Annotated in this window: 17 protein-coding genes; 3 read left to right on the top strand and 14 right to left on the bottom strand. The window is 42.1% G+C overall.

Annotated features, from left to right (window positions below; genetic code table 11):
* Position 1: 1 nt before the first annotated feature.
* From H1R16_RS01015 to H1R16_RS01000, 4 genes are all read right to left on the bottom strand, one after another.
* Positions 2 to 490 carry a hypothetical protein gene (locus tag H1R16_RS01015; protein ID WP_181886090.1) on the bottom strand — a complete coding sequence of 163 codons (489 nt, stop codon included), beginning with the start codon at positions 488 to 490 and terminating at the stop codon, positions 2 to 4.
* 11 nt (positions 491 to 501) lie between these two features.
* The gene (locus H1R16_RS01010) at positions 502 to 957 is read right to left on the bottom strand and encodes a DUF1569 domain-containing protein (RefSeq protein WP_181886091.1); all 456 of its coding nucleotides are present in this window, start codon (positions 955 to 957) and stop codon (positions 502 to 504) included.
* Between the two features lie 126 nt (positions 958 to 1,083).
* Entirely contained in the window at positions 1,084 to 2,853 is a 1,770-nt protein-coding gene (locus H1R16_RS01005) for a TonB-dependent receptor (RefSeq protein WP_181886092.1), read from the bottom strand.
* Between the two features lie 68 nt (positions 2,854 to 2,921).
* Positions 2,922 to 5,882: a tetratricopeptide repeat protein gene (locus tag H1R16_RS01000; RefSeq protein WP_181886093.1), complete on the bottom strand. Its 2,961-nt coding sequence runs from the start codon at positions 5,880 to 5,882 to the stop codon at positions 2,922 to 2,924.
* Positions 5,883 to 6,112: 230 nt separating this feature from the next.
* Between H1R16_RS01000 and H1R16_RS00995 the strand changes: the two genes are divergently transcribed.
* The 3 genes from H1R16_RS00995 (at position 6,113) to H1R16_RS00985 (ending at position 8,754) form a co-directional block, all read left to right on the top strand.
* Positions 6,113 to 6,331 (top strand): hypothetical protein, encoded by a 219-nt coding sequence (locus H1R16_RS00995; protein ID WP_181886094.1) that lies wholly within the window; start codon positions 6,113 to 6,115, stop codon positions 6,329 to 6,331.
* A 360-nt stretch (positions 6,332 to 6,691) separates the two neighbouring features.
* On the top strand, positions 6,692 to 8,377 hold the full coding sequence (locus tag H1R16_RS00990) for an APC family permease (RefSeq protein WP_181886095.1): 1,686 nt from the start codon (positions 6,692 to 6,694) through the stop codon (positions 8,375 to 8,377).
* Positions 8,378 to 8,424: 47 nt separating this feature from the next.
* Positions 8,425 to 8,754 carry a DUF962 domain-containing protein gene (locus H1R16_RS00985; RefSeq protein WP_181886096.1) on the top strand — a complete coding sequence of 110 codons (330 nt, stop codon included), beginning with the start codon at positions 8,425 to 8,427 and terminating at the stop codon, positions 8,752 to 8,754.
* 15 nt (positions 8,755 to 8,769) lie between these two features.
* On the opposite strand, the gene crcB is transcribed toward H1R16_RS00985, so the two are convergent.
* The 10 genes from crcB to atpB form a co-directional block, all read right to left on the bottom strand.
* Positions 8,770 to 9,132 (bottom strand): fluoride efflux transporter CrcB, encoded by a 363-nt coding sequence (gene crcB / locus H1R16_RS00980; RefSeq protein ID WP_181886097.1) that lies wholly within the window; start codon positions 9,130 to 9,132, stop codon positions 8,770 to 8,772.
* A 27-nt stretch (positions 9,133 to 9,159) separates the two neighbouring features.
* Positions 9,160 to 10,101 carry a thioredoxin-disulfide reductase gene (gene trxB, locus H1R16_RS00975; protein ID WP_181886098.1) on the bottom strand — a complete coding sequence of 314 codons (942 nt, stop codon included), beginning with the start codon at positions 10,099 to 10,101 and terminating at the stop codon, positions 9,160 to 9,162.
* A gap of 115 nt (positions 10,102 to 10,216) precedes the next feature.
* Entirely contained in the window at positions 10,217 to 10,525 is a 309-nt protein-coding gene (locus H1R16_RS00970; RefSeq protein WP_181886099.1) for an ATP-dependent Clp protease adaptor ClpS, read from the bottom strand.
* An 11-nt stretch (positions 10,526 to 10,536) separates the two neighbouring features.
* A complete protein-coding gene (locus tag H1R16_RS00965) occupies positions 10,537 to 11,895 on the bottom strand; it encodes a hemolysin family protein (protein ID WP_181886100.1) in 1,359 nt (452 codons plus the stop codon).
* A gap of 163 nt (positions 11,896 to 12,058) precedes the next feature.
* Entirely contained in the window at positions 12,059 to 12,916 is an 858-nt protein-coding gene (atpG, locus tag H1R16_RS00960) for an ATP synthase F1 subunit gamma (protein ID WP_181886101.1), read from the bottom strand.
* Positions 12,917 to 12,986: 70 nt separating this feature from the next.
* Positions 12,987 to 14,564 (bottom strand): F0F1 ATP synthase subunit alpha, encoded by a 1,578-nt coding sequence (gene atpA / locus H1R16_RS00955; protein ID WP_181886102.1) that lies wholly within the window; start codon positions 14,562 to 14,564, stop codon positions 12,987 to 12,989.
* An 18-nt stretch (positions 14,565 to 14,582) separates the two neighbouring features.
* Positions 14,583 to 15,122, bottom strand: a complete 540-nt coding sequence (atpH, locus tag H1R16_RS00950) for an ATP synthase F1 subunit delta (protein WP_181886103.1) — start codon at positions 15,120 to 15,122, stop codon at positions 14,583 to 14,585.
* Between the two features lies 1 nt (position 15,123).
* Positions 15,124 to 15,621, bottom strand: a complete 498-nt coding sequence (gene atpF, locus H1R16_RS00945) for a F0F1 ATP synthase subunit B (RefSeq protein WP_181886104.1) — start codon at positions 15,619 to 15,621, stop codon at positions 15,124 to 15,126.
* Positions 15,622 to 15,718: 97 nt separating this feature from the next.
* Positions 15,719 to 15,913 carry an ATP synthase F0 subunit C gene (gene atpE, locus H1R16_RS00940; protein ID WP_012782425.1) on the bottom strand — a complete coding sequence of 65 codons (195 nt, stop codon included), beginning with the start codon at positions 15,911 to 15,913 and terminating at the stop codon, positions 15,719 to 15,721.
* A gap of 100 nt (positions 15,914 to 16,013) precedes the next feature.
* A complete protein-coding gene (gene atpB / locus H1R16_RS00935) occupies positions 16,014 to 17,120 on the bottom strand; it encodes a F0F1 ATP synthase subunit A (protein ID WP_181886105.1) in 1,107 nt (368 codons plus the stop codon).
* Positions 17,121 to 17,134: the final 14 nt, after the last annotated feature.

Raw genomic sequence — 17,134 nt, 5'->3', positions numbered from 1 at the left:
GTTATTTGTTTTTCCAGTTAGTTTTAAAAAGAAGTGTGGCGTCGCGACTCTGCCAACTACCACTAAATGAAGTCTGATGATCTCCGGTTGGATTACCCAAATCATTGACTGCGATGAAACCTGTTAAATCACCTTTGAATGCACCCGAATGTCTGCCGGCACCCTCTTCGGAAAGGCTGTAGTGTCCGGTGATAATCACTTCCGATTTTGTTTTCTTCTGCCCCGTTATTGTTATCACTCCGTTAAATGGCGTAGCGTTGGTTCTGACAGTTGAATATCCCGCAACATTGTAGACAAGATCAGCTTCTGTGCTTTGAGACGAGTGCGTAATATATAACTTAAGGTCTGTGCCGGTATTGATCTTTCCCTCATAATATTGCCCCCCGTTTATCCATACGGCTGAAAGATCAACACTTTGTGAGAAACTCAAACTGCAAATAAATAAAAGCAGTAAGGAAATCTTGTCTTTGAAGTTATTTTGAGCTAACATGATGCAAAATATTAAACACCAAACTGTTGCAAATGATGATTAAGATGTTTTGCCAGCATATTATTCCACTCCTGAGCAGTAAGTTTTCCGAAACTGGAGTTCTCCTTACCTTCAAACGCCTCGCGACCCAACTGCTGCACACGCTGGATATTACCAATCAGTTTCTTCTTCTCCGCTTCAAAATCACGTTCGCCGGAGATAATAAAAACTGGACTGGTAGGAATGCTTTGCTTATAAGGAATATCATTTACCACCTTCGGCTTCACAAAATTCTTAAGCAGAAATTTTGCGATCATCCCTGTTTTTTTCTGTTTATCGGCTTCGAAGATGAATGAATAAGGAACATTCATATGTGCCAAAACCTGATCTACCGTCATTTTACCCCATTGCCTTTCTGAATCCGGAGTAAGTTTGTTAATCCTTTCAATATAATTCTGAGCGTCCTTTGCGCTAAACACATCTTCCATAGTTTATTTAGTTTTTATATGGACAAATTTAAACCAATAAAGGGAATTTCATATCCAATACATAAAAAAACCGCCTCATAACTGATGAAGCGGTGCCTGTATGATCACAGAATGTTTCTTAGCAGATTAGAAAGTCACTTTTAGTCCTGCAAGGAATTGTGCGCCAAGAACCCGGTAAGCATTGTGGCTTTCATAACTGTTGTTCAGAAGGTTATTACCCATAACGAAAACACTTACATTGCGGTGCGCTTTATATTCTGCAGACAGATTCAGATCTGCGAAACCTTTTACTTTACCGTCCATAAATTCTGTAACTTCAAAATTGTCTGGCACCAGAGGATCCTGCTCAACAGCAAAGTAGTTTGTCTTCTGCTCACCTGCAAATAAACCCTTGAAACCCAGTAACAGTTTTTTGTCTAGAAGCGTGTATTTAGCACCCAACTCTGCACGGATCAATGGCTTATTCAGGATATCCTCGAAATTATTCAGTCGGTAGAAGTTATAGTTCACATTGCCATCCAGTACCAGGTTTTCCAGCGGAAAGTACTGCAACGATGCTTTTACCTCATTTACAGACCCATTATCATAGGTTGCGGAAAAAGTATTGGCAAAATCATAAGCAGGACGGTTCAGGGTATTTTCGGGTGTAAACAGACCATTGCTTCTGTAGAAAAGAATATCGTTTACCTTCGCAAAGCCCGCGGACACGTCGTACTTCAAATCCTGGCTGATATCACCACGGATTCCGAAATAGACTCTATACTTTGTTTCGGTCGGTCGGATGACCTGATCTGAAACCAGGTAAGGATTTTCCTGAAGCATAGAGGCATACGAGTTGTGTTGAAGTCCGCCGTCTACACCCAGATAGAGATTGGCCATCTCCGAGCCTGCAAAAAAAATCTCAGCCCTGGGAAACCAATAGGTTTTACTTCGGGAGGTAGATTCGGCCAGCAGGTTGTTCTGTGTTTTCGAATTAAGAAAACTGAAACCTGAGCCAATCATCAGGTAACTTTTCCCCCGGTAAAACGATAATTTCGGTTCCGCATATCCTTCAATGAAATTTGAGTTGTTCTGGCTAAGTAACTCAAAAGCAGTATCAAGTGTTTCCAGTCCAAGGCCCAGGTCTGCATGCAGTTTCACACCCTCCAGCGGGAAATTCATACCGTGCTTGGACAGATTCAGATCCAAACCACCATATGTTTCCTTCGCATCAAATTTATCAGAAAGGAAAGAGGTTTTCAGCCTGATATCGTTCAGGATTTCATTGGAATAATGGTCGTAGTAACCGTTAAGGGTTATATTCTGAACCTGCTGTTTCAGGTTGGTATTTGCATCAGGCTGCAGCGCATAAATACCGTAGTAATTATAATCATGTGAGCCAAAACCCGCAGTTGCGTTGAATTTTCCTTTTTCGCCATAAGAATTCAGGAATGCGCCCAAATCCACCCGACTGGAATTGCTGTCCCACGGATAGTCACCTTTTAGACCGCTTGTAGAAAGTACATGCGCATCTGTACCAACTTCGGTTTTACTTTCCAGGATGTAGGAAACACTACCGTCGAAAAGTACTTTCCCAAAATTTCCCATTCCGAACTGCAGATAGTTGTCCTGATAATCGGAACCTAATTGTGGGGAGATATCTTCGCCCTCAATAGTAGAAGTCGCAAAATCTGACGCGGCAGGCACGTTAGTCAGGTTATAGTTGACGGGATTCTGGGATTTTTCCTCCGGCGGATAGTTTTTAATGGTTTCTACAGAAGTTTTCTTCTTCTCTATCTTTCTGACTTCCGGCTCGCGTTTGCGGTCCAGAATTAGTTTTTCCTCTTTGATCTGAGAGAAAGCGACCTGTGAGATTCCCAAAAACAAAAGGGATATAATTTGAACTTTCTTATTCATAATTTTCAGTTTAACTGCCTGCGCATACATCCGGTGAAGGATGCGCTATATCGTTTTAATGGAAATTTCTATTTAATGAGTTTTTTAACTTCACGGGCTTCGGCTACAATCTCAGGCAAATCCTGGTAGTTGGCAATGATTTGGTCTACTGTATAACTTGCCTGATAATTATCTTTAAGACCTATATAGTTACGGGCCATCAGGACAAGCGCCTTAGCTCCCCAATATTCTTCTGCCGCATAATTGTTGGCCAGTTTGAAGATAGTTTCGTTAGAAGATTTATAAGACTTGACTTTGTTCTGATAGAAAGCCTTTGCATACAGTGCCTCAGCCGCCACTGCAGGATTGGAAGATTTTTCCAGCGCTGCATAAGCAGATTGCGCATCCTTGCCGCCGTTCATCAGGCTTCTGGCCTTTATCACCCTCGCGCTTTCAAGTACTGCCGGTGCATTTTTGTTGTTGGCAAGTACCAAATCTGCCAATCGTTCTGCCTCTTTAAAGTTTTTCTCGGATGCAAAAATCGTCATTAGTTCTACAATCGCAAAATTCCTGATATTCACGTTTTCGGAAGACATTAGTGGATTCAGATACTTTTTGGCTTCAGTAACATCACCCTGTGAAATGTAAATCTGTGCAATCCTTGTCTGTGCATCTTCCTGATAATCATTTTGAACCGATGCGACATCCTGAAGAGTAAGCAATGCTTTTGTGATATTGGAAGTTTGATAGTAGCTCTCGCCCAATTCGTATTGTGCCTGATATAAGCCTTCGCCTGTCGGATTCTGACTCAGGTACTTTTCATATAACGGAACGGCACGCGCGTATTCTTTTTTCAGGTAATGCTGCTTAGCTGTAGCCAGGTTAATTTCATCAAGTTCAGCCGCTTCTATCCTTACACCAAGCTGCTGTGCAAATGTCTGATAGCCGCTTATATCTCCGTTTTTCATATAGAGAGGACGTGAGGCCTGTACCACTTTGGACGCAAAAGCTGTTCCGCGGTATTGGGTACCCAGTTGCTGAAATTCAGCCAGCGCTTTAGCATCATCATTGCCGTCTATATAATTCTGCGCTCTGTAAATCTGTGCATTTGCCACAAGATCACGGTCCGGACTTTCTTTTACTACTCTGCCGAAATAGTCATTAGAGCTTGTATAATCACCATCGGTGGAATAAGCCACTCCTATTTCATACTGCGCATCATCCACATATTCCGAATTGGCATACTGGGAAATAAGCCCTTTCAGAACAGTAATTTTTTCTGCATTTTTGCCCTGGAAACCAAGTGCCAGACCTTTTTGGAAAACGGTATAGTCATTCACATTGGCCGCACTGTCATAAATAGCAATAGCATCTGCCAATTCGTTGTTGGCATAATGCGTATCTGCAAGTCTCAGTTCGGCATCGTTCCTAAATTCTGGATCAGGATTTTTCAGGTAATCTGCAAAATATTGCTTTGCTTTAGTGAAATCTCTCGATTTAAAGTAGGCATATCCCAAATCGTAAGAAAGCTGCCTTTTTTCCGGAAATGCCGGACCTGTAAGGACGTTTTCATAATGGCTGATTGCTGATGAATAATTGCCTTTCTGATAATAGGTCTGACCCAGCCAGTAATGTGCACGGCTGTTAAATTCTTTATTGATGTTGAATTCCAGGCTTCTTAAGAAATACTGTTCGGCAGCATCATAATTCCCTTTGTTGAATTCTTCAGTACCCAGCAGGTATGAAACTTCCTGATCAATTTTATCAGTTTCCGGGCTTGAGTTCTGAAGCTTATCTATAGCGGCCAGAGTTTCTTTATAATCTCCGGAATAGAGGTAGGATTTAACCAAAAGTCTCTTTAATTCAGGTGTTTTGGCATCAGAAGGATATTTATCGATATAATTCTGAATCACCTTTGGTGCAGCCTCAAACGGGTTACCTACGTCGTAACTTAATTTGGCATACTGTTCATGTGCCAGCTTCTGTACGGAACTGTCATAATCCATCTGATGTGCGGAACGGTAGGCCGAAAGTGCTTCCTGCTTCCTGCCGGTTTGGAGGTAAGCGTTTCCTAACTGGTAATATGCGTTTTGAGACAGGGCAGAATTACTGTTTATGAGCTTGTTATAATACGAAACTGCATCTTCATATTTCTGAAGCTCTGCCGCCACAAATCCCATCTGATAAAGGTCGCTTTCGCTTGGGTTGGATTTGCTTTCCACAAAACTTTTCAGGTGCGGGTACGCAGCGGAATAGTCCTTTTTCATAAAATAACTCTCCCCTATGATCTTGTGGACTTCAGCTTTGTAGGCTTCGGAAATAGAAGGATCGTCCAGCAAAGTTGTTCCTTCGGCAATGGCCTGGTCGTACTGCTTCTCATTGTAGTACATCTGCACATAATAAGGACGCACCAGTTTGGCGAACTTTTCGTCAGACTTCACACTGTCAAAATACTGAAAGGCTTTATTGTGCTGGCGGTCTGCATAATACAGGTGACCCAGCATATAAGCGATTTCCATTTTATTTTCTGTGCCGCCATTTTCATAAGCTTCCTCCAGCGCACGGATTGCGCCCGGGCTGTCGCCGGTCATGAATTTGGCATAACCAAGTTTGAGGATATAATCGGCGTTTTCCTGACGGGAAAGCTGATACTGATTCACATTCTGGAGGGTTTCGAGGGCCTTGTCAAAATCTTTTTGGGCAAGATAATAGTCCGCCAGTGGCAGGTTGGCCTGAGCAAAAAATGCAGATTCCGGATATTCTTTCATGAAGGCGGCAAGGCCTTTTTCAGCATGATTTTTCTGAAGTATGACCCCAATTACGTTGTCAAAGAACTGCGCAGCTTCTTTTTTGGAGGCAGTAAGATTATGGTTATAAAAATATTGCTGGGCATATTCGTATTGAGACGCGTTAAAAACCCTTGTTTGGTAAAGGTTTTCGGCCAAATTGTAGGTATAAGAACCGCGGTCACTGAAATATCTGGAGTGCTGAGCTTCGGCTAATCCAAAATAAAAAACGGCGCCGGCCAGTATCATTTTCTTCGAATTCATTTTTCAGTTTTAGGAAGGTTATTTTATCAACGAAAATATCGATTAGTTATTACCCTCACAAGTGTTATCGTTATTGTGGATATGTGGATAACGTTAAAGTAGCATAAAAATCCGGTGACTAAAATGATTAATATAAGGCTGATCCAGTTTCACACTTTGTTATGTAAGTATAATAAACGCTATTTGGTTAAGTAAAAATGAACTTAAAAGATTCTCCTAAAATACAAACTATGAATTCTCTGGTAGCTCTATTTCTTATGTTTAACATATTCACTTACACTCAACATAAAGTTTATGCAGTAACACCAGATCAACTGGCTTTTAAAATCCAATCTGGCGACAAACCAAGTATTGTTCAGTTCTGGGTTCCCAATTGTGAGAATAATATTGAAATCGTAGAAGGGTACAAAAATTTAATGGAAAATTATGGTAAGGCTATCAATTTTTAATTTGTTGGCATTACCAATAAGGAGGATTTAGTTCAGGAATTGATGACCAAAACAAATTACCCATTCGATTTTTACATCATCGATAAAAGTATTTCTCCGGAAAACTTGTATTTACGGAAGGAAACCTTCAATAAAACATTTACAGAAAAAATTTCTGCAAAAAAAAAGACTTTGTTACTGGATATTCTAGAAGAAAAAACAGCAATTTTTTATTAACCCGCAGTATTAAGGTTCGGAAATCAAGAATTAAACAGCTAAAATTTAATTAGTTTTAGTAAATGCTGACAACTTTGAGAAAAACCGCTTCCCGCAAGCGGTTTTTCTGTTATTTCATTACATTTGTTAACATCAAATAAACTTATGAACCAACTTTTCAGGAGAAAACACTACACCGAAGCCGACCATTCAACCGGTCTGAACCGCGTGCTTGGTGTTTGGGACATCGTATTTTTCGGACTGGCTGCCATCATCGGCGCGGGCAGTTTCAGCAGTTTGGGCGAAGCCATTTTCCGTGGTGGACCCGGCGTTATTTCGCTTTATATAATTTGTGGAATTGCCTGCGGTTTTACGGCTCTCTCCTATGCCGAATTTGCCAGCCGGATTCCCGTTGCTGGTTCCGCTTATACCTATGCCTACGCCAGTTTTGGCGAACTGATGGCCTGGATCATTGGCTGGGCGCTCATAATGGAATATTCGTTCGGGAATATTTATGTAGCCTTTTCGTGGAGTGATTATTTTACGGGATTTCTGGAGCGGCTTGGAGTGTTTGTGCCCGATTATCTGTCTACCAGCTATCCGGAAGCCAGGAAAGCCTTTGAAAACGGTTCCGAAAACAGGAATCTGATTAATGCCTGGACCAGCGCCCCTATCGTGGCAGGCTGGAAGTTCATTGTAGATATTCCTGCGATCCTTATTAATATCGCTATTACCGCTCTGGTATATATAGGCGTTAAAGAAAGTAAGAATTTCAACAATATGCTTGTAATACTGAAGATTGCAGTTATCATCCTTATTATATGCGTAGGCGTTTTTTATATTGATTCTGATAACTGGACACCGGTGGGTAAGGACGGTACCACCAGCTTCATGCCTAACGGTTTTTCAGGAGTGATGGCAGCTGTTTCCGGAGTTTTCTTTGCCTATATCGGTTTTGATGCGCTGAGTGTTCTTTCTGAAGAAACCAAAAATCCCCAAAAGAATTTGCCCCGCGGAATGATTATTTCGCTGGTGGTAAGTACTCTGATTTATATTGCACTGACATTAATCCTGACCGGATTTGTGGATTACCGCAAATTTGAAGGTGTGGGCGACCCGCTGTCCTTCATCTTCGCACCGGAAAACGGGAACATTCCGTGGATGGAATTTGTAGTTTCTGTTACAGCAATCATTGCCATTACTTCTGTACTTCTGGTGTTCCAAATGGGCCAGCCAAGGATCTGGTATGCCATGAGCCGCGACGGTCTGTTACCGAAAAAGTTTTCCACCATTCACGAAAAATACAGAACACCTGGCTTTGCTACCATAATTACCGGCATCGCAGTGGGATTACCCATCCTGTTTACCGACAAGTCATTTATACTTGATTTCACAAGTATAGGAACCATTTTCGCGTTTGTTCTGGTGAACGGAGGAATACTGCTTATGCCACGAAAAGAAAAGCTTAAAGGCCGGTTCCACATGCCTTATGTGAACTCCAGGTATATTTTTCCGATATTGTTTTTAGGCAGTCTTTCGGGGTTCTACTATTGGCAACCGGAATTTTTTGCCGATCTGCTGAAATGGAGCGACCCTGTAAACGGTGAATTCAGGATATCAGTAACCATTTATATCATCATCAATTTTATTCTGGTATATCTTTCGTTTACCCGTAACCTAAGCCTGATTCCTCTTCTGGGACTTACGTGCTGTTTATATCTGCTGACGGGGATGACGCATAATAACTGGTTCTGGTTTGGTCTTTGGTTTGCAGTGGGACTCATTATTTACTTCATGTACGGCATGAAGAACAGCAAACTGCAGCGTGACCTGAACGGTGATCTGAACTGACAGAAACACTGGTAAGTCGTGGCAGGTACCTACAGACGCAAAAACTTATGGGAAAACAAAAAATGACTTACGGCGAATTTTACGGATATTATCTTAGTCAGCATCAGAAACCCATGAACAGGGTGTTTCATTTTTTAGGAATTTTCTTCACGTTCTGGATTCTTATCTACATCATATATTCCGGGCAGGAACGCTTTTTTTGGTATCTACCACTTACGTTGCTGGCTTTACCAGCCTTTGGGCATGTATTCGAAAAGAATACGCCTACGGGAATTAAAGCGCCGGTGCGCACACTGATGAGTGACTTCCGGTTTTTCTTTGAACTGATTAGCGGAAAGGAGAAATTCCGTCCGAAAAACGATAATATTATCAGATAAATTTCTGAACAGGTTTTACAGACGGATCTGTGAACCCAGCCAAACAGCCAGCAATCCCAAGAGGATGCTGGCTGTTGTGTATAGGGCCAGTATTGTATAATTTTGATTTTGCCAAAGGGCAAGACCTTCCAGTGAGAAGGCAGAAAAGGTAGTGAAGCCCCCGCAAAAACCCGCGATAAGCAGTAACCTAAGTTCATTAAATTCTTTAGGGATTGCGGAGGATAATATTCCGATAAGCAGGCATCCCAGCATATTTACAGCAAAAGTTCCCAAAGGGAAACCACCCATATTCCAGAGTGACTGTGTACTTCTGGAAATAAGAAAGCGGAGTACGCTGCCCGCTCCTCCGCCTAAAAATATGATCAGGAGATATTTCATTTTATCCTGCCAGCGTGTTTACAATGTTTAGTGAAGTTCTGCAAGATATTTTTCGGCATCCATCGCAGCCATACAGCCACTACCGGCAGCCGTAATTGCCTGTCTGTAGATATGGTCCTGAACATCTCCGGCAGCAAAAACGCCTGGCAGGTTAGTATGTGTAGACCCCGAAACAGTTTTAATGTATCCGTTTTCGTCCAGAGAAATCTGTCTTGCAAAGATATCTGTATTAGGTTTGTGTCCGATAGCTATAAAAATCCCGTGAACATCAATTTTAGAAGTCTCCTGGGTGATATTGTTAATCACAACTGCTCTCTCCACAAGCGAATTCTCACCTTCAATAGCGATGAGTTCATGATTGAATTTCACTTCTATGTTAGGAGTGTTTTCCACACGGTGAATCATTGCTTTGGAAGCACGGAAGGTATCCTTACGTACCAGCATCGTTACTTTATTGGTAAGCTTTGCCAGATAGGTAGCTTCTTCTGCAGCGGTATCACCAGCACCAACTACGATAACATCCTTACCCTTGTAAAAGAATCCGTCGCAGGTAGCACACGCCGAAACCCCGCCGCCGGCATATTTTTTCTCATCGTCCAGACCGAGGTATTTTGCCGTAGCTCCGGTAGAAATAATCACCGTCTTTGCCAGAATTTCCCTTGTGCCAGCCCAAAGTTTATGGATGCCGCCAACTTCAGTCGCGAATTCAACTTTAGTGATAAGCTCATAATGAACTTTTGTGTCGAATCTTTCAGCCTGCTTCTGCAAGTCCATCATCATCTGCGGCCCTGTAACCCCATCTGCATAACCGGGAAAATTATCAACCTCTGTTGTAGTTGTAAGCTGTCCGCCAGGCTCCAGACCCGTAAAAAGTTCCGGCTTCAGATCGGCACGCGCTGCATAGATAGCAGCTGTAAAGCCTGAAGGTCCTGATCCGATGATTACACAGTCTAAAATATTCTGTTCCATTATTTCTCTTTACGTTTTTAGTTAATTTTAAAAATCAAAATTCGACATTTAAAAATGAAGAATCCCGCACAACCGATCTATTCTGTCGATCCTTTTGGCAAATTTATGTCTGCTTTCAAACTATTTCGCTGGTAAGGCCGCGTTCGGTCAGCTGTTCATGCATCGGCTTCAGCAAATCCATCGAACCTGTTTTTACTGTACATTTCCCTTTGTAATGCACCAGGATGGTACATTGCTGAGCCTGTTCCGCGGTGTGCTTGCAAACAGTTATAAGCGATTCTATAACGAAATCGAAGGTGTTCACATCGTCATTCCAAAGAATGAGTTTGTTGATCTCGTCTTCCTTTTCAAGCAGAAGTACATCTTCTTCATACTGTCGCTGCGGATTTTCGTAGTCTCTTACTGAATGGATGGTCTCCAACATGACTTTGCTATTTATAATTCGCCCAATTCTTCAGAAAGTTCATCCAGTACACTTTTTTCATCGTACACCAGTTCCACCATCTCCACACTTTTATTATTCATCTTCAAAATCTTGAAGTGATAGCTGTTCATTTTAAACTCCTGGTTTTCCTCCGGGATATCCTCCAGCTCATGAAGAATATATCCTGCCAGTGTGTTGAACTCACCTTCCTCGGAAAGCGGAAACTTTTTGGGAACAAACTCATTGATCTCATCTAAAGGCTGTGTAGCCTGCACCCAATACGTGTTTTCGCCCACCTGGTCCACTACCTTTTCCTCATCGTCCTCTTCATCCTGAATTTCGCCTACAAGTTCCTCCAAAATATCTTCCAGTGTAATAATACCTTCGGTACCGCCAAATTCATCTATAACAACAGCAAGATGCTGCTTTTTCTGCTGAAAAATCTTCATCAGGTCCGAGATTTTCTTACTGCCAACCACGAAGAAAGCTTCCCGCATCAAGCGCTCCAAATCCAGGTGCGTAATATTCCCTTTGCTTCTCACATATTCCCTGATGATTTCCTTAGTGTAGAAAATCCCGATCACATTATCAATAGAATCTTTATACACCGGAATCCTGGAATAACCGCTGTCCATAATCTGATTGATTACCTCTTCAATAGGATCTTCAATATCAATTGAAAGAATATTCTGACGCGGCACCATGATCTGCTTGGCAGAGTGGTCTGTAAAATCAAAAGCATTCTTAATAATTTCATAGTTTTCCTCCTGAATCTCACCCGAATCCGCGGACTGCTTCACCAGGAGCTGAAGTTCCTCCGTAGAATGGATCTCATGTTCCGAAGCAGGATGTATTTTCATCAGTCTCAGCACCGCATTGGACATATGATTCATGGTCCAGATAAACGGTTTGAATACGGTATAGAATACGCGAAGCGGCACAGCAATCGCCATTGTAGTAGCTTCGGCCTTACGGATCGCAATTGACTTCGGTATAAGTTCACCGAAAACAATATGCATTACGGTAATGATTAAAAAGCTTATGACCAGTGAAACGGTAGTTATTGTACTCTGCTCCGCTGCAATTTCGAAGTAGATAAACATTTTCTCGATGATATGGTGCATGGCACTTTCGCCCACCCAACCTAATGCAAGGGAGGCAAGCGTAATTCCGAGTTGTGTTGCAGAGAGATATTCATCAAGACGCTTGATGATGAATTCGGCCTGTTTCGCCATTGAGTTTCCCTCGGCGGCCTTAAGTTGAATCTGTGAGTAACGAACTTTAACAATTGAGAATTCTGCTGCTACAAAAAAGCCATTCAATAATACTAAGAATAAAGCCAGGAGCAGCTTAATTATGTCCGAATCCATTTATAAAATAAAATTTATGTCTGCAAAGGTATGTAAATTTTATAAATCATAAACTTGAAAGGCGTGCCAATGCCATTGATCAATTGTTCAACTTTGGCGGAGTATCTGGAATAAAAAAAACCACCTCATTACTGAAGTGGTTAATTATGTTTAATGTGAAATCTTACTTTGATTTCAATGCCTCCGCACCGGATACGATTTCAAGTATTTCATTCGTAATCGCTGCCTGACGGGCCTTGTTATAAGTGATAACAAGATCATTTTTAAGTGCCTGTGCATTGTCCGTAGCTTTGTGCATGGCCGTCATTCTGGCACCGTGCTCTGCAGCAACGGAATCAAGAATGGCTTTATACACCTGAGTCTTAATGGACTTTGGAATAAGACCTTCCAGAATTTCTCTGGCGCTGGGTTCAAAAATATAATCTGTATTTACATCTGAGCTCTTTTCAGGCAGTGCGATAGGTAAAACCTGCTCCGTACGAACTTCCTGCGTTGCTGCATTGATGAATTTATTGTAGATAACAAATACCTTGTCGAATCTGCCTTCGGAATAGTCCTTCATCACTTGCTCTGTAAAGCTGGCTACAACATCAAAACTCAACTGGTCAAAAACGGAACTGTGGTTCCCGTAAACGGTACGGCTTCTGCGCACAGCATCGAAAGCTTTTTTACCTACAGTAAGTATTTCCACTTCATGATTTACATTGCCAAGCAAAACGTTCAGTTCCTTTGTTACCGAGGAGTTAAATGCACCGGCAAGACCTCTGTTGGAAGTCACCACAATATAGAGTGCTTTTTTAACCTCACGCTCCGCCGTAAAGGTAGACACCTCTTCCAGCTCGGTTCCTGCACTTACGTTTTCAATAAGCTCAGTAAGCTTTTCGGAATAAGGTCTCAGCATAACGATTGCGTCCTGAGCTTTCTTCAGCTTAGCAGCAGCAACCATTTTCATTGCGCTGGTAATCTGCATCGTAGAACCGATTGAAGTAATCCGGCCGCGTATTTCCTTTAAGTTTGCCATTCTTTTATAAACTCAATTTTAAGAATCCTGATCTGCAGTTTACAAAACTGCAAATCAGGCACTTTCACTATTAATTATATTTTCCTACAAGGTCTGCAGCTGCACTTTTCAGTACGTCTGTAACCGCTCCGTCAATCTTTCCAGCTTTTATGGCTGCCATAGTTTCAGGATGCTTCGATCTAAGGAAATCTGTGTATTCCTTCATAAAAGCTTTCACCTTGTTCACAGGAACATTTCTCATCAGGTTCTCAGTACCGGCGTACACCATCGCTACCTGATTTTCTACAGTAAGCGGAGAATTTACAGGTTGCTTCAGGATCTCTACGTTCCTTTCACCCTTGGAGATTACGCTCATTGTTGCAGCATCCAGGTCAGAACCGAACTTTGCAAATGCTTCCAATTCCTTGTATTGTGCCTGGTCCAACTTAAGCGTTCCGGACACCTTCTTCATGGATTTGATCTGGGCGTTACCACCTACCCTGGATACGGAGATACCTACGTTAATTGCAGGACGTACACCGGAGTTGAAAAGGTCGGTTTCAAGGAAAATCTGACCGTCAGTAATAGAAATTACGTTGGTTGGGATATATGCAGAAACGTCGCCTGCCTGAGTTTCAATAATCGGAAGTGCTGTAAGGGAACCGCCACCTTTCACCATTGGCTTCAGGGAATCCGGCAAGTCGTTCATCTGAGATGCAATTGTATCATCCTTGATCACTTTTGCAGCTCTCTCCAAAAGTCTGGAGTGAAGGTAGAAAACGTCTCCAGGATATGCTTCACGGCCCGGTGGTCTTCTAAGCAAAAGGGAAAGCTCACGGTATGCAACCGCCTGCTTGGACAAATCATCATAAATGATAAGTGCAGGTCTTCCGGTATCACGGAAGAACTCACCGATAGATGCTCCGGCCATAGGTGCATATACCTGCATTGGAGTTGGGTCAGATGCATTGGCAGCTACAATCACTGTATAAGCCATAGCTCCTTTATCTTCTAATGTCTTAACGATCTGAGCTACAGTAGAACCTTTCTGACCTACAGCAACGTAGATACAGTAAACAGGCTCACCCGCATCGTAAAACTCTTTCTGGTTCAAAATGGTGTCAATGGCAACAGTAGTCTTACCAGTCTGACGGTCACCAATTATAAGTTCACGCTGACCTCTTCCGATTGGAATCATGGAGTCAATAGCCACGATACCTGTTTGCAGAGGCTCGTTTACCGGCTGTCTGAAGATTACCCCAGGTGCTTTTCTTTCCAAAGGCATTTCATAAAGGTCACCGGCAATTGGTCCTTTACCGTCTATTGGGTTACCAAGAGTGTCTACTACCCTACCCAACATTCCTTCACCTACATTAATAGATGAAATACGGTTGGTACGGTTTACAGTATCACCTTCCTTAACCATCTTGGATTCACCAAGAAGTGCAACACCAACATTATCTTCTTCCAGGTTCAGTACGATACCTTCCAGACCTGAAGAAAATTTAACCAATTCTCCATACTGCACATTTTCCAAACCGTATACACGGGCGATACCGTCACCGATCTGAAGTACGGTACCCACTTCTTCCACATTACTCTGTGTGTTGAAATTTGCTAACTGCTGCTTCAGTATCGCTGATACTTCTGCCGGATTTATTTCTGCCATTTTATGGTTGTTTTTGTCTTAATTTAATTGAAATTCTTTTCTGAGTTTCCCCAGCTTGGATCTTACCGAAGCATCAATCTGCTGATCGCCTACTCTTAGTATATATCCACCTAAAAGAGATGGATCAATCACTGTGCTGATCTCGAATTTATTGTCGTGATTAAGCAATGATGAAGATTTAAGCACCTTACTGATGTTCTCCTCAGAAAGTTGAGCTGCTGTAGTAAGCGTCACACGCTGTACCCCGTTAATCTCGTCTACTTTGTTAATGAATTCCTGAGCGATGTTCTGCATATGCTGCTCACGTCCCTGCTTGATGATAAGCTGAAGAAGGCTTTGGGTTACGGGAGAAAAATCCTTGAATATTTCCAGCGCAATGCTGATTTTCTTCTTGCCTTCAATAACCGGAGAAGCGAAAAAGTTCTGCAGTTCCTTAGATCCGGCAACTGTTTTCGCAAGGTCGCCCATTTCCGTATAAACAGAATCCGTACTACCGGCTTCCTGCGTGAAATTAAGTAGTCCCTGTGCGTAACGTTTTGCTACTTTACTTGTAAGCATCTTAGTTCAGGTTAGATTTGTTTAGGTAATTTTCAACAAGAGCGTTATGTGCACCGTCTGTACTCAGTTTGTCCTGAAGTATAGATTCTGCAATGTTTAATGACAGAGCACCAATTTGGTTCTTGATATCCGACATTGCCGCAGCTTTCTCAGCCTGGATAGACTGACGTGCCTGCTCAATCATCTTATCACCTTCAGTTTTGGCAATATCCTTAGCTTCAGTAACGATTCTTTCCTTGATCTCTCTGGCTTCTTTCAGAATGTTATCGCGCTCCATCTTAGCTTCGCGGATGATCATTTCGTTTTCAGCCTTAAGGTTCTGAACCTCTTCTTTTGCCAGCTTAGCCTGGTTCAGTGAGTCTACTATTGTAACCTCTCTTTCATTCACAGCGTCCATAATTGGCTTCCAGGCAAATTTGTGCAGTACAAAAAGCACAATTAAAAAGATCACCGACTGAATGATGAATAAGCCTGATGAAAAGTCTTCTAATAATCCCATACGAGTTATAATAAAATATTGTTCTTAATTCTTTTTCTAATTTTTTAAAAAATCACTTGCCGTAACCAACCGTTCCCGGCAAGTGAGTTGAAATTTCTTAGTTTACTGCGAACAATGCAGCAAATGCAAGACCTTCTACAAGTGCAGCAGCAATAAGCATCGCAGTTTGCAGTTTACCTGCCTGCTCTGGCTGACGAGCCATACCTTCCAAAGCAGCAGCACCGATTTTACCGATACCAAGACCTGCTCCAATTACTACTAAACCTGCTCCTACTAACTTAGGGATTTCCATAATATATAATTTAAAAAATTAGTTTAATTGTTTGTGGTATACAACTCAACGCTGCAGTACCAATTTACTTTTTACTTTTACCTTATTCCTTTGCTCTTAATCAGTGAGCTTCCTCATGGTGGTGCTCCTCATTGGCCATACCGAAGTACACTGCAGAAAGCATTGCGAAGATATAAGCCTGAAGGAAAGCTACCAGGATTTCCAGCAGATAAAGTACAAATGTAAGGAAAGGGAATGCGATACCTCCAATTATATTCTTGAAGACGTAGATCATCGCAATCAGCGACATTACTACAATGTGTCCCGCCGTCATGTTGGCGAAGAGACGGATAAGCAGTGCAAATGGCTTAATGAACATACCGATTACTTCAATAGGCATCATAACGATCTTCATAGGCCATGGCAATCCCGGCATCCAGAAAATGTGCTGCCAGTAATTTCTGTTGGCTGTAAACTGTGTAAGAAGGAACGTAATAATAGCAAGCGCTGCTGTAATAGCAAGGTTTCCGGTTACGTTAATACCGAAAGGCATCAGACCTAAAATATTCAGAAACAGAATGAAGAAAAATACCGTAAGCAAATAAGGCATGTACTTCTTGTATTTGGACCCGATGTTCGGCTTGGCGATATCGTCTCTGATAAATACGATAACAGGCTCAAAAAGTCGCGCTGCACCGGTAGGAACCAGTGAATTCTTATAACCGCGAGCAATAGAAGTGAATAGAAGTATCATTAACAGGGCAACGAAAAGTATTGCAAGGACACTTTTGGTGATGGAAAAATCCATCATCTTCGCGTTCGTCGCGTGACCATGATTGTCATAGGTTATAGTTCCTGCAGCATCGGTCTTATAAATCTTTTCATGGTATAATTTATAGTGACTGCCCTTACTTTCAACCACATTTTCGCCATGGTGAAAGGCCGAACTCATCATCGTGTGAAGACCGTTGTCATTATCGTAGAAAATTACAGGTAACGGAAACCCGATATGACGGCCGTCTCCGGTTACCATAATGTCAAAGCTGTGAGCATCCTTAACGTGATGTTGAATAAACTCCTGATTTTCTGCTTTTTCCTGCTCTGCGGCGGAAACTTCACTTACAACCTCGGTTGTGGAGTGTGCCTCCGTAGCTACAGCATCATGCTGCGCCGGCGAAAGGGAAAATGTAGACAAAAAACCAACTAAAAGGATAACTCTTTTAAGCATTACATATATCTTTT

It is taken from the genome of Marnyiella aurantia, from assembly GCF_014041915.1.
In the GTDB taxonomy this organism is placed as follows: Bacteria; Bacteroidota; Bacteroidia; order Flavobacteriales; family Weeksellaceae; genus Marnyiella; species Marnyiella aurantia.
Note: the sequence above shows the minus strand (reverse complement) of the source record. Positions and strands in the feature narration are given on the sequence as shown.

Excerpts from the sequence above, each read along its gene's own strand:
- H1R16_RS00995 (WP_181886094.1), top strand. The coding sequence starts at position 6,113 with ATGAATTCTCTGGTAGCTCTATTTCTTATGTTTAACATATTCACTTAC.
- H1R16_RS00990 (WP_181886095.1), top strand. The coding sequence starts at position 6,692 with ATGAACCAACTTTTCAGGAGAAAACACTACACCGAAGCCGACCATTCA.
- atpB (WP_181886105.1), bottom strand. The coding sequence starts at position 17,120 with ATGCTTAAAAGAGTTATCCTTTTAGTTGGTTTTTTGTCTACATTTTCC.
- atpH (WP_181886103.1), bottom strand. The coding sequence starts at position 15,122 with ATGCTTACAAGTAAAGTAGCAAAACGTTACGCACAGGGACTACTTAAT.
- trxB (WP_181886098.1), bottom strand. The coding sequence starts at position 10,101 with ATGGAACAGAATATTTTAGACTGTGTAATCATCGGATCAGGACCTTCA.
- crcB (WP_181886097.1), bottom strand. The coding sequence starts at position 9,132 with ATGAAATATCTCCTGATCATATTTTTAGGCGGAGGAGCGGGCAGCGTA.
- atpG (WP_181886101.1), bottom strand. The coding sequence starts at position 12,916 with ATGGCAAACTTAAAGGAAATACGCGGCCGGATTACTTCAATCGGTTCT.
- atpF (WP_181886104.1), bottom strand. The coding sequence starts at position 15,621 with ATGGGATTATTAGAAGACTTTTCATCAGGCTTATTCATCATTCAGTCG.
- H1R16_RS01005 (WP_181886092.1), bottom strand. The coding sequence starts at position 2,853 with ATGAATAAGAAAGTTCAAATTATATCCCTTTTGTTTTTGGGAATCTCA.
- H1R16_RS01015 (WP_181886090.1), bottom strand. The coding sequence starts at position 490 with ATGTTAGCTCAAAATAACTTCAAAGACAAGATTTCCTTACTGCTTTTA.
- H1R16_RS00965 (WP_181886100.1), bottom strand. The coding sequence starts at position 11,895 with ATGGATTCGGACATAATTAAGCTGCTCCTGGCTTTATTCTTAGTATTA.
- atpE (WP_012782425.1), bottom strand. The coding sequence starts at position 15,913 with ATGGAAATCCCTAAGTTAGTAGGAGCAGGTTTAGTAGTAATTGGAGCA.
- H1R16_RS01000 (WP_181886093.1), bottom strand. The coding sequence starts at position 5,882 with ATGAATTCGAAGAAAATGATACTGGCCGGCGCCGTTTTTTATTTTGGA.
- H1R16_RS00970 (WP_181886099.1), bottom strand. The coding sequence starts at position 10,525 with ATGTTGGAGACCATCCATTCAGTAAGAGACTACGAAAATCCGCAGCGA.
- H1R16_RS00985 (WP_181886096.1), top strand. The coding sequence starts at position 8,425 with ATGGGAAAACAAAAAATGACTTACGGCGAATTTTACGGATATTATCTT.
- atpA (WP_181886102.1), bottom strand. The coding sequence starts at position 14,564 with ATGGCAGAAATAAATCCGGCAGAAGTATCAGCGATACTGAAGCAGCAG.
- H1R16_RS01010 (WP_181886091.1), bottom strand. The coding sequence starts at position 957 with ATGGAAGATGTGTTTAGCGCAAAGGACGCTCAGAATTATATTGAAAGG.